Below are 17383 nucleotides of genomic sequence, written 5' to 3'. Positions count from 1 at the left end.
ATCAGGTTGGCGTCCACGCGCACATTGCCGGCTCCGGGACTCAGGCTGCCGGCCGCCAGCGGTGCCGCACCGCCGATGAAGAGGCCGCCGCCGGAGAAGTCCCCGGGGCCTTGGTTGAAGACCTCGTTGAACAGTACGCGGTTGCGCGCGATCAGCGGAACCGGTGCGTTGTTGGCAGCCTCGCGGCTCAGACCGATGTGGCCGATACCGCCGCCTTCACCGGTAGTAAAATTGCCGCACACCCAGTTATCGGTCACCTGGTAGGAATCGGATCCGGCACCCATGGCGATCCCGGCACCGGCACCATCCAGGGAACCGTTCTGGTTGACCTGGTTGTTGTGGATCCGGATGTAGTCGTTCATGCCGTCCTCGTAGCCATCCTGGGCCGCATTGATCAGCCGGGGATGGCCCACGCGGATGCCACCGCCAAAGGTGCCGCTGTTGTTGGCGACCCGGTTGTTGGAAATTTCGAGGTAATCGGCGTACCCATTGGCGATGATGCCGCCGCCGGTATCGGCACCGGTGATGGTGAACCCGTCGATGCGGGCGCCCCGGTTCCGGGAGAGGCCGAAACGGTTGCCGCCGATGTCACTGGCCAGCACCAGAATCCCGGCACCTTCCTCGTTGAACAGGGTTACCGGCTCGATGCCGCCGAAGCCCACCTCCTGCCCGGGCAACAAGGTAATATCGGCGTTGTTGACCAGCTGCTCGGTCAGGGCCCGCCAGGCGACCAACTTCTCGGCCGGCTGTTTGAGGGCATTGATCTTGGTCGAGCTCTCGCCCCAGCCCTGGAGCTGGACCGGCTTCCACATGATCACCATCTCATTGTAGATACCGGGGTTGACCAGTAAGAGGTCGTTGGGTGCGGCCGCATCGATGGCCGCCTGAATATTTCCGGTCACCTGGACCACATGCCCCTGGTTGCCACCGCTGCCGCGCAGTCCGAACTGCACCGTGAGGCCGGTGCTGGTCGTGCCGCCGTCGGCCCGGGTGATGGTGAGCTGACGCCCGCCGACCCCGGCATCGGTGTTGTTGGCCACGGTGGCGAGGATCTGTGTATCGCTCCACGCGGTCACGCTCACCGGTATGTCGCCGAGGCTGAGCGACCCTGCCGGACCAAAGCCGAAATCACGCGGGATTGTCTTGTTCGTCGTGTCGGCGCCCGCCGGGCAGGTTCCGCCCAAGGGGTTGCAGTAGTCGGGATTCGGTACGGCGACGGTCCCCAGGGAGGTAATCGTCAGCGTCTGGTTTCCGGCCACCCGTCCGTTGTTCTGCAGCGGGATGTAGGGTCCACCGCCGACGCCGTTGGTCCCTACGGTGACGCTGGCGATGCGCGGCGTCGCGTCGGGAAATTCGCAGTCCACCGGGTTGCGATCCGGGCCGGCAAAGGCGCCCACCGGGATCACCGGCGTATCGAGGTAGGTATAGACGCCCGGCATATACTGCAGGGTGTAGCAGAACTGACTGTAGATCGGGTTGTGCTGCGGATCCAGGGTGCCATCCGGCAGGGTGGCGTCGTTCATGCAGGCGGTCAGCATGTTGGGCGATACGCCGCTGGGCGACGGGACGTTCTTGGTTGCCGTCGACGGCACCAGGAAGTTGTACAGACCGTACTGGTCGGAATAGGTGCGTCCGATCTCCCGGCCCGTCCAGTCGCGGATGGAGACCGGCATGAAGGGCGGCGCGTACTTCTCGCCGAAGTTGGGCGCGTTGGGGTCGAACTCGTTTTGGGTATCGTCGAGAATGAATCCGACACCGTGGGCCGCGATGGGCACCTCGGTGAAGAGGAAGAAATCCGCCGCCGCATTGGCACCGGCGGAGAGGGTGACCTGTTTCTTGTCGCACAGGGGGGCGGTCATTCCCGGGGTCCAGCCCACCACCTCGACCTGATCGTCCGGGTAGAGGGTCAGATACTGGGGCACCGGGGTGGCCGTACCGACACACGCCGGCGGCAGAAGGGCCGGCGTCGGTGGTTGATAACGATCGCCGAAATCGACGTTTTTGTCTTCCCACTTGGTGATTTCGTAGCCCATGGGCGGAATGACCTCGACCACGTAATCGCCGGGAACCAGCGTTACCGGCGTCTCGCCAGCCACATTGGGGATGATGGTGCCATCGGGGTCGACGGTGATGCCACCGGGGTAGTACGCACTAAAGGCATAGCCGCCGTCAAACACGCCGGGACGCACCTGGTTGAAGTTGCGCAAGCCGTCGTAGCAATCCCTGGGATAGGTATTCACGCCATCCGGTGAGAAGATGAAGGGCCCGGTCTCGTCGCCGTACTTGCAGTCGGTGGGAATCGCGGCGTCCCAGCTGTCGGTGGTGGTCGAATTGATCAGGGTGGTGCCGTCGGCGGCGTAAAGGTTGACCGTTACGCCGGGGATACCCGGCTCCCAGACTTGGCCGGCGGACAGTTCGGGATTGTTGACGTCCCGGGTCACATCGTAAAAGACGATGCCGGTGATGCCGCCATTCTCACCATCGGGGTAGTGGCGCTTGCCCCACTGGAAGACGTTGGTCTGGCCGATGAAACCCTGGAAGGCCTCAAGCAGGACCGGTCCGGTTTCGGAACGATACTTCGTGTATTCACTTCCCGGACCGAAGGCCGGATTGGTCTGATCCTGGGGATTGAGCTGGCCGCCGAAGGACCAGGGATCGGCCGGGTCAATGGGACCGCCGTTGTCCACGGTGACGGTCACACCGGTCGCCTGGAGCCGCGTGAAGCCGGTTTCGGCCACCAGCCATGAGAAGAAGGGGAAGACCTCGTCGAAGGCGAAGGCGCCCTCGAAGTCGGTGACATTGGTCTGGTAGATCGAGCCGTCGCGCCAGCGCAGGTTCAGCGGCACATCCGGCAGCGGGCTCTCGCCCTCGTCCCAGACACCATTGGCGGCCTGGGGGGAGTCGGGGCCGAAAATTCCACCATCATCGTTGAAGACAAAGTGTTCCTGACGGTGGAACCACTGGAAGACCGGCACCTCGCCCAGGTTGCACGATCCGCTGGGCGTGTCGCATTGACCGCCGGCAATGTTGATCGCCGTGGTCGAGATGATCAGGTCGAGGGCCGAGTCCCAGACCACGAGTTGGTAGTTACCGTCGGGGAGGCCCGGAATCTCGAAATTTCCATCAATGGTGGGGGCCGCATAGATCAGCTCACCCGTGCCGTCGTTGAGCCCCACCCAGGGCGTGGTGTGGCCGAAGGGCGCGCCGTTGTAAAAGGCGTAATCCGGCGGCCGCGACATGTGCAGGTTCACCACCTGGCCCGAAAGGGTCGCGTCCCCGCCCGGGGTGGTGGTATCCTCCTTGACGAAGCCGATGAAGACATGCGGTCCCGGGGGCCCGAACTCGGCGAAGAACGCCGGCTCGTTGGGCTTGACCCAGGCATCGATGATCTTGGTACCCTCGATGGTCGATGTCTGAACCCATCCCGATCCATCCGGCGGAACGGCCTGGATGCCGTATTTGCCCTGGGCCAGGTTGTAGATGTGCGCCCAGCCGTCGGGGCCGGTGACGATACCCTGCCCGATCTGGTCGACAATCATGTTGCCGTTGGTGTCCTGGGTGTAGGTCGTCCCCAGGGGATTACCGTAAACGTCGGTGGACATCGTCCCGGCGGCCGCGCCATAACGACCGCCCCCATCCTCGAGGATGATCTTAAAGCCGCTCATATCGATTCCGTTCTCGGCCGGGTCTTCGGAGGGCGTGTCCGGGGCACCGTTGACCGGATGGGTGTCGGGAAAGACGAACACCGAAATCTGGGCCGTGGGCAGCGGTGTCCGGTGGACATAGACGGTTGTCGCCGGGATGGCGCCGCTAGCGTCCGTTTTGAACCCCACGCCGCCAATGGTATAGCCCGACCGGGGCAGAACGGAGACGAAGTAGTACTGGTTGGGATCCAGCGCCGGCCCCGCAGCCGGTACGTCCGCACAGGCCGCCGCGGCCGGCATGTTCACGCACCCCTTGCCTTCCAAGGGCATATAGGTCCGGTAAAAGCTGACCGATAGGGTGTTTTCCCAGTTGGGATCGAATCCGGGGCTGCCGGGGACACTCGCCGGGTTTCCCGAACCATTGAAGCCGACATGGTAGGTAAGGTCCTTCTCCACCAGCCAGCGATAATCGGTAACGGGGGTTTCGGTGCCGTCCGCGGCAACGCCGATCACGTTCAGCCCCTGCAGGTTCGCCGCACCGGCGGTCGTGCCTAGTGCCAAGCCGACACACAAAACAAATGCGAGCAACCCGTAACGACTCAACCTTGCCCGCATACCCGGTTGTTGCTTGTTGATTTCGCCCATGGAAGCCTCCTTTGGTTACTCAGGGAATCGGTCGTTCGGTGAGACTCCAGGTTGCCGGTAACGCCGAATGATCCCTTGGTAGTCTGAGTTGGTGTGAAGCGTTTGAACCGCAAGGCGGTAAAAAATCACGCCTTGCCAATGGAATTATTACCGTTTGGTAACTCAAGGAGTGTGCCAGCGCCGGGCCGGCGCCAAGAAAGAGAATAAACACTTTAATTATGGATAATTATAAAACCGTCAAAATTCAGGCGGGAAAGCAGGGGAAGGCGGGCGTTGCTCCCGGGGCTATTTCAAAATGACACAGCCAGAAATAAATACCCCTTCTATTCAACAAGTTAAAAACAATCGACCGGTTTTGACATACCCGATAACGGTACAGGTGGCCGTCCCATGCATATCGGTCATGGCAAGGAGTCCAAGCGTCCGCGATGGCCTTTTGGCGGGATCGGCTATATTTTAGTTGATGCCTCAGCCCAATGCGGGCACAATTCATCCCATTGAAATCATAAAAAAATAATGCGTCATAGGCACGACATTTGCTTTTTCACTAGCAACGAACCTTACCTATTTCGTTGGTTCCCCAGACCAATTTGGCCACCACCCACGGAACCTTGTCGGACAGTTGCCCGAGCCCTATCCGAACCATCGAAATCGAGAAAACCCGATGGCGCGTCCATCTTCATGGCCGAAAGAGGATCCGCATGCGCAAGGAACGACGAAAAGACAAACGCTACGCCAGCCGCTGGGAAGCGGTAAAAACCGTTGTGGTCGCCGGTCGCAAGAAGTTTTCCGTCAAGGACATCAGTATGGGCGGGCTGAAGTTGGAGTACGTACCCGAAGCCAACGCACCTTTCAGGACAGAGATGATCGATCTCATCGCGATGCTTCCCACGCAGCTCTATCTCCCCCGGATGAAGTGTAAAACCGTTTATGACATTCTCACCTTGGCGGAAAACAGAACCTTCAGTGGAGGAACGATTCGACTACGGGGGCTGCGCTTCCTCGGGCTGGACGACCAACAGAAACGATCCCTGACGACCATCATCAACCATTTCCAGGAAGGTTCGGTCCCCAGTTGCAAAGAAAAAGGATGCACGTAACGCCGATATCGGGCTTTTTCCGAATCCGTCACAGTTAGGCTGGCGGAAAGAAATAATTCCACCGTCCTGCTTGTCTTTGTGCTCGTCTACCGCGTTGCCGCCACCGGCACATATTCCCGATATGCACCGGTGGCGGCGCCTTGTAGACGAACCCAAATCCGGCGCGATCTGGGGGAATTATTTATTTCCGCCAGCCTTAGTCGACGCCGTAACTTTCCAGCTTTCGCCGAAGGGTGCTGAGGCTGATTTCCAACAGGCGGGCGGTCTCGGATTTGTTTTGATCCGCCTGATGGTAAACCGCCAGGATATGTCGTTTCTCGACCTCGCTCAGCGCCAAAGGGCCATTGTCGGCGATCGCGGGTTTGCGTGGCGAGCTTTTCTGGATCAGATGGGCCGGCAGATGAACGGGTGCAAGGGGCTCCCCCTGGCTAAGGTTGAGGGCTGACTGGATCACCGATTTCAGTTCACGGATATTGCCCGGCCAGGCATAGTTGAGGAACAACGCAAGGGCGTCGGGGGTTAGGGACGTTGATTTGGCCTGCGGCGCGAACGACCGCATAAAGTGATCGGCCAAAAGGGGAATGTCATCCCGGCGCTCACGCAACGGGGGCAGATGCAGCCACCCGCCCCGCAGGCGGTAAAACAGGTCCTTGCGGAAACGCTTCTGGGCGATCAATTTCTCAAGGTCGGCATTGGTGGCGGCAATAAAGCGCACGTCCACCTGCTGCGGCCGACTGGAACCAATCTTGATAAACTCCCCCTCCTGGAGAACGCGCAGCAATTTGCCTTGCAGTTCGACGGATAGGTTGCCGATCTCGTCCAGAAAAAGCGTTCCGCGATGGGTCTCTTCCAGATAGCCGGCACGGTTGGCCTGGGCTCCGGTAAACGCCCCCTTGACATGGCCGAAAAACTCGGCGGTGAAAAGGTTGCTGTCCAGGGCATCCATATTGACGGGGGTATAGACCTTTTCGCTGCGGGTGCTGGCCCGATGAACGGCCCGGGCGAGCAGTTCCTTGCCCGTTCCGGTTTCACCGCTGATCAGAATCGGCACGTTGCTCAGGGCGTGCAACTCCGCCTCCTTGAGGATTCTAAACATGGCCGTGTCGCCGGTGACAATCTCGGAAAAGGCCGCCGGCCGTTTGAGGCTCGGCACTTCCGTGCGTTTGCTCATGTCCAGAATATCCACCAGCCGCTTGCGCTCCAGGGCCCGCGACAACGAAAGCACCAGATCCTCTTTTGAAATGGGCTTGACCAGATAGTCGTAGGCGCCCTTGCGCAGGCACTCCACCGCCACCCGGGCTTCGTCGATGGCGGTGACCATGATGCACTCCGTCTGCGGGCTCTGTTCCTTGAAGTGTTCGAGCAGGTCGATGCCGGACATGTGCGGCATGGTGATATCGATCAGGGCCACATCGTACTCCGCCCCGGCTTCAAGGGCCTGGACAATCATCACCGGGTCCGGCTCCAGGCTGATATTCTTGTATCCGGAAGTAATCAACCCCCGGCGGACGCTGTCCAGAAAATCGACTTCATCGTCAACAACAACTATGCGGCTTTCCATGGCAAGGCTTGCTCCGAAGGGTTCCTATTTTGTTCCCGCCTTCTTCTGTTTGCGCCACTGAAACGGTTAGATGAATATCGGCATTCCGGTCGTTTTTCTCGATGTCAAAAACGGATACGCGTCACGGTTTTTCCAAAAGAGCGGTCATGCGTTGATCCCGGTTCAGATAGATGGGGCATTGCCGGCATCTTTTCACCCCGTCCCGCAGCGCGGCTTGGGCAACCACCACGTAACAGGGCTGGTGGGCGTTGCCATAGGTCGGGCAGGCGGCCTTTTGCTTGCAATCGAAAATAATCCAACAAGGTGCTGCCGAGAGAAAATATTTCAGGCAGGCAATGGTAAACCCATGCTCATGGATCAACGCCTTGACCCGCTGGATCTGGCGGATATCGGCCTCCGTGTAGCGACGGTTGTTGGTCCTCGGCTCCCGGATGGGGCGGATGAGCCCGTTTTCTTCGTATTCGCGGATGCGCTTGTGCGACAATCCCACCCGTTGGGCGACGTCGTTGATCCGGTAGGTGATTTCAGGCTGGCGTTCAAGATCCATCGTTTGGCTTATCCAAATTTGTGGTTTGGGATGGGGCAATGACGCCAATCGGCGTTTCGCCTGCTATAACATGAATGAAAACGGTTCACAAATTCTTGCACTTTTGGTGTGCACGAATTGAACTTTCGCATACCCCGATCAAGGCACGCGCCCCCAGTGACCGTCCCCATCACCGCTCCCCACCCCTCCGAAAAATTTCATTACCCTTTGCCAACAAGCAGTTAGAGCGCAATCCGCCTTCAAGTGGCGCCCTTTGGAAGAAACGGGTATTTATATGGTACTTATTTTGTATAGAAGAAATAAAGTATAGATATACCCCTGCCGATAGGAAGGCAACGGTATCGGGCCGCCAGCGTTAAAAAATGGCGGTGTTGACGCGAATTTACTTTGGGAGATGATCTAATGGTAGGAAACGTCAGAAAAAGAAAAAGCGCCGTCGTGCTCTCAATCCTGGTCAGCCTGTGTCTGATGGCGACCAACACCTGGGCGGTTCCCGCCTGGCGCGATGGCCGTGTGAATTCGGGGCGGCCCGGCCGGTCCACGGATACGGGCGGGGATGGGGGTTCAAGCAACGCGGACGATCCCCATGCCAACCTGACCTATGCGGCCTATCCGGGCAACTGCCTTTCGTGCCACGCCGAACAGGCCCAGGAGATGATGCAGACCACCCATTATCAATGGATGGGTGAAACCCCGGACATGGTCAACCAGACGAGCGTGCGCCAGGGCAAATTGACCAACGCGGTCAACAGCTACTGCATCAACATCGCGGGTGACTGGCCGGTTTGCGGAACCTGCCATGTGGGTCGCGGCCAGCGGCCGGACGAGGCGGCAACCGATGGGCAAAACGTCGATTGCCTGGTGTGCCATAATGACAACTATGCCAGCCAGCGCACCCGTCTGCCGGACGGCAGCATGGGCGTGGCGCAGCCGGACGACAGCCTGGTGCAAAATGTCCAGCGCCCCAACCGGGCCAACTGCCTCTCCTGTCATGCCAAGGCCGGCGGCGGCGACGCGGTCAAACGCGGTGACCTCTCCCTGGCGACGATCACCAACACCGATGCCAATTTCGATGTTCACATGAACAGCGCCGGTGCCAACCTGGCCTGCCAGTCCTGCCACGTCTTCAACCAGCACAAGGTGATCGGCAAGGGATCGGATTTGCGGCCGACGGACGATCCCTCACGCGGATCGGAGGTGAGCTGCCTCACCTGCCACGCCGATAAAAGCGGCCGGGAGGGGCATGACATCGCCAAAATCAACGACCATGTGGCCCGGGTGGCCTGTCAGACCTGCCACGTGCCGGTGTATGCCAAAGTGGCCACGGAAACCTACCGTGACTGGCGCTACCATCACGACGGCAGCGTGGCGGATGCATCTGCCCTGCCCGGCCATCCGTTGACGGAGAAACTGGCCGACCTGACCCCCACGTATCGATTCTGGAACCGCCAAAGCGACAATACCCTATTAGGCGACGATGCTGGCCGGACATACAACGCGGATGCCGATACCTGGCCGACCTCGACGCCCCTTGGCGACGTGACCGGCGGAAAGCTCTATCCATTTAAATACAAGACCGCCATGCAGCCCAAAACCGTGGCCGACAACCGTTTGATCGCCCTGGATACCTTCGAGTACCTGAAGGCCAGCGGCAACGTCGCAACGGCCATCGAGGAAGGGCTCGTCAATATGGGGTACCCGGCAGACACGCCTTACGAGTGGGTGCTCACCGACACCTACCAGTTGCTCAACCACGGTGTCAGCCCGGCAACAAAGGCCCTGTCATGCACGGATTGTCACGGCAGTATCGATCGCATGGATCTGCAGGGTGAACTGGGCTACGGCCTCAAGGCCGACCGCTCAAGCGTATGCAGCCAGTGCCACGGCACCAAGGAAAACAAGCGCTTTTCCGTGATCCATGAGAAGCACGTCACGGACAAGAAGTTCGACTGTAGCAATTGCCACACCTTTTCCAGACCCGAACGCGGCCTGGCCATGAATGGTGTCAGCGTTGAGGATTAGCTTAAACGATTCGATCCGTGCTAAAATGTGTAATGGTTGAGCAGTAAAAATCCCCGACCGGTGGGCGGTTGCACCGCCCACCGGTCTGGCCTTCTCTCCGACCACCGCCCCGCAACCCCACAACGGTTTCGCCCCGCTGTCCATCATCGAGGCAGCACACCGCGGGTGAACCCCGCATCACTTCAAGCATTCAAGACATTCCCGATCACCCGGCGAAAAATGCAGTTCGAAAAACCGTTGCGTTGGGGATTCATACCATTTTGACATGCTTCAAAATGCGCTAATCGCCAACAGCCAACTGAAAGATTTATAAATATTCGAAGCCACACATTCAATTTGCATTAATCCGGACACCCATTCCGTCAGGCAGCCTTGCCTCCCAGCCCCACAGAAACGCAATCCTTTTTAATATCAAATAATTATACCCTTGGCGCATTTATTGTAACTTTCTAACCAAGTGTCCGCCCCCCGATCAGACATCAAGCAACGGAAGGAGAGCAGCCATGAAAGAGAAAAAAACAGAATCATCGACCCATCGTTGACGAGGCGGCAGGTTTTGAAGGCCGGCCTTCTTGCCGGTGCCGGGATGGCTCTGCCCTGGCGGTTTATTCCGGCAGCCCAGGCACAAGCATTCATTCCCGGTCTAAGTGATCCGGCGGCCCAGCCCAAGTTTGTGGAACTGGCGCCCAATGCGCTCGACCCAGGCTTTTTGTTCAGGGACCTCAATGAAAACGGCGGCCCTGTCCAAAAGCCGAATTTTTCGCTTCGGTTGAAGGAAGCGGTTCAGGAAACCGGGCTGATCAACCCAAAGAATGGGAAAAAACTGCAAACCCGGATTTGGGGATATGGCAAAGAGACCATCTCCTGGCCGGGCCAAACCATTCAGGTCATGAACCCGTCATTGGGTGGAAATGCCGAAACGGTGGTCCGTTGGGCCAACGAACTCCAGGGGAAAAAGCATTTGCTTCCCGTTGATACCAGCCTGCATTGGTGCTACGCGCTATCTGGCATGAGTTCGCGCAACGGCATCGACTACCGGCAATTCAGCATCGCAAAAGACGGCGTTCCCATCATCACGCACCTTCACGGCGGCAACAGCGATTTTCAATTCGACGGGAATCCCGAATTCTTTTACAGCCCCGATGGAAGGGTCAAGGGCCCCCAGTGGGATTTCGTGGAAGGCGGTTTCACCAACACCTTCCGCTACAACAACGAGGTTCCGGCGGGCAATCTCTGGTACCACGACCATGCGCTGGGTCTCACCCGGCTGAACGTTTACGCCGGTCTGGCCGGCTTCTACTTCATTCGGGACGACATGGATACCGGCATGCCGGGAAACCCGCTGGGGCTACCGGCGTTTCCGTACGAATTGGCCTATGCGGTTCAGGACCGGATGTTCACCGACCAGGGGGCACTTTTCTATCCGGCCTTTCCAGGAGATCCCTTTTATGGCGAATTCATTACGGAGCAGGGCGTCAACCTGCCTGAAGATCTTTTCCCCGGTGGCGGGCCGACGGCATTGGCCGAATTTTTCGGCGATCACATGGTCGTCAACGGCAAAATCTGGCCCAAAGAAAATGTGGAACCCCGCAACTACCGCCTGCGCCTGCTCAACGGCACGGACAGCCGGTTCATGGTGGTACGTTTTCGCGTGGCCGCCGCGCCGACCGCCACAACCCTCGAAGGTGCCAGCGGCCCCCTGCCTTTTTATGTGATCGGCAGCGACCAGGGCCTGGCGGCAGCGGCAACACCGACCGACACCCTGGTGTTCGAACCGGGCAGCCGATATGATATCGTGTTTGATTTTTCCACGGTGCCGGCAGGCAGTCGGGTCATTATGGAAAACATCGGCGGCGACGCTCCCTTTGGCGGTGATTATGGCGATGCACTGGAACCGGAGGATTTTTTTCCCGGTCGCCAGACCGACCGCATCATGGCGTTCGACGTGGTCAAGCCGCTTAATGCGGGCGTGCCGGATGAATTCGATCCATTGGCGATCAGCCACTATGGCGGCAATGGCAACACCGTGGACCGAACGCGCAAAGTCGCCCTTTTCGAAGGCATGGATGAATTCGGCCGATTGCAGCCGCTGTTGGGAACGGCCGAGCCGGCCACGGACTATCTGGGCAACCCCGTTTATCACACCATGGGACCACTGAAAGGCCTGCAGATCAATGGATCGGTAGCCTGGCATGAACCCACCACCGAGAACCCGGCGCTGAATTCAACCGAAATCTGGGAAATCTACAATGCCACGGGAGACGCCCATCCGGTCCACTTGCACCTGGTCAACTTTCAGGTGTTGGATCGTTATGAATATACTGCCGATGTGATCGATCAACCCGTGGTTCAACACAACGGCGATATCGGGGTGGGATTTCGATTGGAGAATATCCAAATCGGCGAGCTAGCGGTCGACCCCGGGCAAGGGTATGTCGAGAACTGCCCCAAAGACATGGTGACCGCCTTGCCTGGACAGGTGACCCGGATCAAGGCAACCTTTGACAAACCCGGCCGATACGTCTGGCACTGCCACATCCTCTCCCACGAAGACCACGAAATGATGCGCGTTCTGCACGTCGGGCCGGGCGCCTGACACCGTAGTCGAAATCGAGACAAGCAAATGCCGGGTGCCGCCGTTCAGCGGCACCTGGTCATTCGCATCGTTTTGAACCGAACCGGTTTAGGCGTCCGGCACGTTGGCCTTCAATTCGTCCAGCCAAACCGTGGCCGCCGCATCGCTAGGCGCCCGCCAGTCACCGCGCGGCGACAACGATCCGCCCGAACCGACCTTGGGGCTGTTGGGAACGCAGGTACGCTTGAATTGGCTGATGGTGAAAAAACGGTGCAGGAAAAGCGCCAGCCAACGCTTGATGACCGGCAGGTCGTAGGCCGTGCGTTTTTCCGGCGGCATCGACTGGGGCCAGCGGCCACGGTGGACATCGCCCCAGGCGCAAAGGGCCAGAAAGGCGATCTTGCTCGGCCGGAAGCCGAAACGGCTGGTGTAGAAAAGATTGAAATCCTGCAGGGCGTAGGGACCGATCTTCTCCTCGGTGCGCTGGGCGGGCTTGTCCGCGTCCGCGCCGTCGCCGGGGATCAGCTCTGGGGAAATCTCGGTATCCACGATGGATTGCAGGATCGCGCCGGTGGGCCCATCGAACTGGCGGGTCTGGATCACCCAGCGGATCAAGTGCTGGATCAGCGTCTTGGGCACCGAAGCATTGACATTGTAGTGGGACATGTGATCCCCAACGCCATAGGTCGACCAGCCCAGGGCCAGCTCGCTCAGGTCTCCCGTGCCCAGCACCAGGGCGTCATGGTGGTTGGCCAGCCGAAAGAGGTGCGAGGTGCGGTCGCCGGCCTGCACGTTCTCGAAGGTGATGTCATACAGCGGCTGTCCGTCGGTATACGGATGGCCGATATTCTTGAGCATCTGCAGGCTGGTGGGGCGAATGTCGATCTCGCCGGCGGTGACCCCAAGGGCCTGCATGAGGCCGAGGGCGTTTTTGTGGGTCCGGTCGCTGGTGGCGAACCCCGGCATGGTAAAGCCGAGAATCTGGGTGCGCGGCAACCCCAGGCGATCCATGGTCTTGGCCGCCACGATGAGCGCTGGGTGGAATCCAGGCCACCCGAGACGCCGATGACCAGTTTGCGAATTCCCGAACTGGCCAGCCGCTTGGCCAGGCCGTGCACCTGAATGTTGTAGGCCTCGTAGCAGCGCTCGTCCAACAGGGCCGCGTCCGCCGGAACAAAGGGAAAGCGTTCGATCTGGCGCGCCAGGGGAACGGGGCCGGCCGGCACCTCAAATTCAAAATCGACCCGGCGCAGGCGGCCGACCCGCTCCCGATGATCACCGGCCGCATCATGGAAACTGGTCATGCGCATGCGTTCCTGGACGATGCGCTGCAGGTCGATGTCGGCGCTGATGATCTGTTCTTCGGCCGCGAAACGGTCCGACTCGGCCAGGCATTCATCGTTTTCGAAAATCAGCGCATGGCCGTCCCAGGCCAGATCGGTGGTCGACTCCCCCTGGCCGGCCGCCGAATAGAGGTAGGCGGCGATGCAGCTGCCCGAGCGCACCGCGCAGAGCTTGCGGCGGTAGTCGGCCTTGCCGATGATGATGTTGCTGGCCGACAGGTTGAGCAAAACCGTCGCTCCGGCCATGGCCGCGTAGGTGCTGGGCGGGATGGGCGTCCAGACGTCCTCGCAGATTTCGGCGTGCAGGATGAAATCCGGAAGTGTCGACGCCGCGAAAATCAGATCGTTACCAAAAGGCACCGTCCGCCCCAAAAGGGAAATCTCCGTGGCGACGGCATCGCGGGCCGAGGCGAACTGACGCTTCTCGTAGAACTCCCGGTAATTGGGAATATACGTCTTGGGCACGACGCCCAACAGCCGGCCCCGGTAAATCACCAGGGCACAGTTGAACAAGCGGCCTTCACAGCGCAGCGGCGCGCCGACAACCAGCACCGGGGTCAGTTGCCGACTTTCCATCAAAAAATGGCGGATCGCATCGCGAACGGCCGCCAACAGGGCATCCTGATGAAAGAGATCCTCGTTGGAGTAGGCCGAGAGCCCCAATTCGGGAAAAAGCGCCAGGGCGGCTTTCATCGCCGACGCCTTTCGGGCCAGCCCGATGGTGCGGGCCACGTTGTAAGCCGGATCGGCCACCTTGAGATGGGGAATGCAGACCGCCGCACGGATGAAGCCGTGGGTGTACAAGGAATGGAATTCAGGTTTCATCTCACCTCGCTTGTGTCCGTTTTTTTCCTTTCCTTTCCTCCGGAAGTTCTTTATGTTTCTTGGCATCTCAGGGGAAAAGACTATATGTTCGGGCTGTCGAAAAGCAAGCCCTTTTTCCTTATAACGTCACAGGGTTGAAAACGAAATCCGGACTTTCGGCCCAAGCAATCCACCCTATGGACCCCACAACCCGCGAACTCATCGAAATCTTTGCCCGCACCACCGACCACCGGGAGATGGAAGAGCTGTTTCAGGAGATCTTCACCCCCAGCGAAATCAGCACCCTCACCCTGCGCTGGCAGTTGCTCAAGGATCTTTATGCCGGCAAGCCCCAGCGCAAAATCGCCGCCGAGCACAAGATCAGCCTCTGCAAGATCACCCGCGGGTCGAAAATCCTTAAAACCCGGGGCAGCTACCTAAAAAAGTGCTCGACGGGTTGAAGGCCGCCCATAAGCAGACGTGAGGATATTTGCCCATGAAGCCCGTTCCCAGCAGCGAGGCCGCCAATTGTCCGCCGGAAGAGACCCAAGCCCTCCTGGACGACCTGGTCCGTCTGGCCGTTAGCCTGGGGGCCAGCACCGCGATCCCCATCGACTGCCGGTCAATCGTGGTGGAGGACCATCTGGCCGCTTTGTGCGCCCCCCCCGGGTGCCCCAATTTCGGGAGCGCGGCCAGCTGCCCGCCCCACGTCGGCGGCCCGCCATGGTTCAGAGCGTTGCTGGCCGGTTTTCACTGGGGCATCTTTTTCAAGATCGATCTCCCCATCCAAGCCATGACCGGTTCGCAGCGGCCGGCGCATTTCAGACAGCTGCACCACATCGCCGCCCGCATCGAGAAGGCAGCCGTCGAGTGGGGCTGCGCGCATGCCCGGGCCTTTGCCGGCGGCTCCTGCAAGGAGCTGTTCTGCGCGGATGTCCCCACTTGTGATGTCGTCCAGGACGGCAAACCCTGCCGTCACCCGAATGTGGCCCGGCCCTCCATGAGCGGATTCGGCATCAACGTTTTTCAATTGATGGAAACCGTGGGATGCTCTCGCGTCAGCCCTCCGGCACGGATGGGGCCGAGGACACATCCGCCATCGCCGGGTTGGTGTTGGTCTGTTGATGACGCCGTCTGAAAGGGGAAATGAGTTGAAAAAAAAGCTGGCGAAGCCGATGGCTTGCGGGAAGACCGGGCGGTCTTTGTAGGAACCCGCAGCCGTGTCTAAGGGTGTTCCACGTCCTTTGACGCTCCATGGAGGAAAAGACTCCGCCAGCTTTTTATACGATAGCCAGTCATTTGGCGATTTCAATATCGATGCTCAGTTAAAAGTTGGATCAGGCGAGATCCTGTTTCGATTGCCAATGCATGAAACGGCCCTTCAAACGGGGAAAGCCGCTGACCACGGCCACCAGCAGCGTTGCCGCGTAAGGCAGCGACTGGGTTACCAGCACGATCACCCACAGTTTCATATCCAGGGTATCCATGGGCTGTCGCACGGCAATGACCGTGGCCACGCTGAGCATGGCGGCCAAGAGGAAGATCTCCTCCAGCGAGGCGGCGATGGATTGTTTCAATATCGAGGCGGTGGCCATTTTGGGCGTCCGGAAAAACGGCTTGTTATCGGTCAAAAGGCCCGACAGGACCGCCCTGGCAATGGTGTGGGAAAGGGCCAGGCCCGCCACGGCAGACGCGATCGTTTGGGCGATGGTGGCTTTCACGCGGGTTCGATAGAGGTAGAGCATCTTGCCGATCTTGAAGGCGAACAGGGAAAGCGGCAGAATCGAAAAAATCACCAGCGGCGGATCGAACTTCAGGGGATCGATGATCATGGCCACCGACCACAACAGGGCCGCCATGTTGAAAAAAAGATTGGCGCCGTCAGCCAGCCAGGGCAGCCAGCCGGCAATGAAGTGGTACCGTTGCCCGTTGCGCAAGTGGCTTTTTTCGCTACCGGTCAAAAAGCCCATGTGCCGACGCAGGATCTGCATGGCCCCATAGGCCCAGCGGTAGCGCTGCTTCTTGTAATCGATGAAGGTATCGGGCATCAGCCCGCGCCCGTAGGAGCGGGGAAGATAGGCGGCATAATACCCTTGTTCGAAGATCCGCAGGCCCAGTTCGGCGTCCTCGGTGATGGACCACTCGCTCCAGCCATCGATCTGCCTGAGCAATGCGGCGCGGATCAGGGTCATGGTGCCGTGCTGAATAATGGCGTTGCGCTCGTTGCGCGTCACCATGCCGATGAAAAAGAAGCCCCGGTATTCGGCGTAGCACATCGCCTTGAAGGCATTCACGCTCCCATCGCGATAATCCTGGGGGGCCTGGACGATACCGATCTTGGGCTCCTTGAATTGGGGCACCAGCTCCCGCAGCCAGTTGGGGGTCACCGCGTAATCGCTGTCGATCACGGCGATGATCTCGGCGGCGTTGTGGGTCCGGGAAAGGGCGAAGTTCAGCGCCCCGGCCTTGAAGCCGGCCAGGGGCCGGATATGGAAAAAGCGGAAGCGCGGCCCCAGGCGACGGCAGTGCTCGGCCACGGGCTTCCATACCCGCGGATCGCGGGTATTGTTGTCCACCAGGAGCACCTCGAAGCGAGGATAATCCAGGGCGGCCAGTGCGTCCAGGGTTTCGATGAGCATTTCCGGCGGTTCGTTGTACGCCGGCACATGAATGGAAACCATGGGCAGCCGGTCATCGGTCAGGGACACCGGCTGGAAGGGTCTTCGCAGCCGGATGATCCAACGCGCCTCGGCCCATTCGTGCGCCTCGGTCAACAACACCACAATCACGCCGATCATGCCGCTGAACATCACCAGCCCCACGATCACCGTTCCCACGGTCATGTACTGCTGAACATAGTCATAAATGACCCAAACCGCTCCCGAGATGGCGGCGAAAACCAGCACGGCCAGAAAGCCGCGGCCCCGGTCGCCCAGGGTCTGGCTGTCGATCAGCAGGATGGCGAAGGTGATCACGGCGATAAAGACCGACAGGCCGGCCAGGGTGGTCCAGTTGGCAATCGGCACGATGGGCTGGGTGAAGGGGAACTTCTCATGGCGCGACACGTCGTAGACGCCCCAATAGGCGCCCACGGCGCCTTCGGTATCCCGCTTCCAGGGCTGGTCGAAGGCTCCATGATATA

At 59.7% G+C, this 17383-nt stretch carries 9 protein-coding genes and 1 pseudogene; 5 read left to right on the top strand and 5 right to left on the bottom strand.

What is annotated here, in order from left to right:
• A partial coding sequence (locus JCM12296_RS09920; protein WP_218188035.1) for a hypothetical protein occupies positions 1-4289 on the bottom strand: 4289 nt, incomplete at its 3' end.
• A gap of 701 nt (positions 4290-4990) precedes the next feature.
• On the opposite strand from JCM12296_RS09920, the gene JCM12296_RS09915 reads away from it, so the two are divergent.
• A complete protein-coding gene (locus JCM12296_RS09915; RefSeq protein WP_157067508.1) occupies positions 4991-5389 on the top strand; it encodes a PilZ domain-containing protein in 399 nt (132 codons plus the stop codon).
• Positions 5390-5585: 196 nt separating this feature from the next.
• Here JCM12296_RS09915 and JCM12296_RS09910 read toward each other — a convergent pair whose 3' ends face one another.
• Together JCM12296_RS09910 and JCM12296_RS09905 are read right to left on the bottom strand one after the other, a co-directional pair.
• A complete protein-coding gene (locus JCM12296_RS09910; protein WP_054692099.1) occupies positions 5586-6950 on the bottom strand; it encodes a sigma-54-dependent transcriptional regulator in 1365 nt (454 codons plus the stop codon).
• Positions 6951-7071: 121 nt separating this feature from the next.
• Entirely contained in the window at positions 7072-7497 is a 426-nt protein-coding gene (locus tag JCM12296_RS09905) for a MerR family transcriptional regulator (RefSeq protein ID WP_054692096.1), read from the bottom strand.
• A gap of 402 nt (positions 7498-7899) precedes the next feature.
• On the opposite strand from JCM12296_RS09905, the gene JCM12296_RS09900 reads away from it, so the two are divergent.
• Together JCM12296_RS09900 and JCM12296_RS09895 are read left to right on the top strand one after the other, a co-directional pair.
• Positions 7900-9519, top strand: a complete 1620-nt coding sequence (locus JCM12296_RS09900; protein ID WP_054692093.1) for a multiheme c-type cytochrome — start codon at positions 7900-7902, stop codon at positions 9517-9519.
• Positions 9520-10075: 556 nt separating this feature from the next.
• Complete coding sequence (locus tag JCM12296_RS09895; RefSeq protein ID WP_054692090.1) at positions 10076-12115, top strand: multicopper oxidase family protein; 2040 nt, start codon at positions 10076-10078, stop codon at positions 12113-12115.
• A gap of 87 nt (positions 12116-12202) precedes the next feature.
• Here the strand turns inward: JCM12296_RS09895 and JCM12296_RS09890 are convergent.
• Positions 12203-14262 (bottom strand): annotated as a pseudogene (locus tag JCM12296_RS09890) (NAD(+) synthase).
• 176 nt (positions 14263-14438) lie between these two features.
• On the opposite strand from JCM12296_RS09890, the gene JCM12296_RS09885 reads away from it, so the two are divergent.
• A complete protein-coding gene (locus JCM12296_RS09885) occupies positions 14439-14702 on the top strand; it encodes a Trp family transcriptional regulator (protein ID WP_054692087.1) in 264 nt (87 codons plus the stop codon).
• 35 nt (positions 14703-14737) lie between these two features.
• On the top strand, positions 14738-15379 hold the full coding sequence (locus tag JCM12296_RS09880; RefSeq protein ID WP_054692084.1) for a DUF2284 domain-containing protein: 642 nt from the start codon (positions 14738-14740) through the stop codon (positions 15377-15379).
• Positions 15380-15578: 199 nt separating this feature from the next.
• On the opposite strand, the gene JCM12296_RS09875 is transcribed toward JCM12296_RS09880, so the two are convergent.
• Positions 15579-17333: a glycosyltransferase gene (locus tag JCM12296_RS09875; RefSeq protein WP_246804114.1), complete on the bottom strand. Its 1755-nt coding sequence runs from the start codon at positions 17331-17333 to the stop codon at positions 15579-15581.
• Positions 17334-17383: the final 50 nt, after the last annotated feature.

Origin of the sequence: Desulfosarcina cetonica JCM 12296 (assembly GCF_001311845.1) — a bacterium.
GTDB classification, from domain to species: domain Bacteria; phylum Desulfobacterota; class Desulfobacteria; order Desulfobacterales; family Desulfosarcinaceae; genus Desulfosarcina; species Desulfosarcina cetonica.
This window is presented reverse-complemented; position numbering and strand designations above follow the sequence as displayed.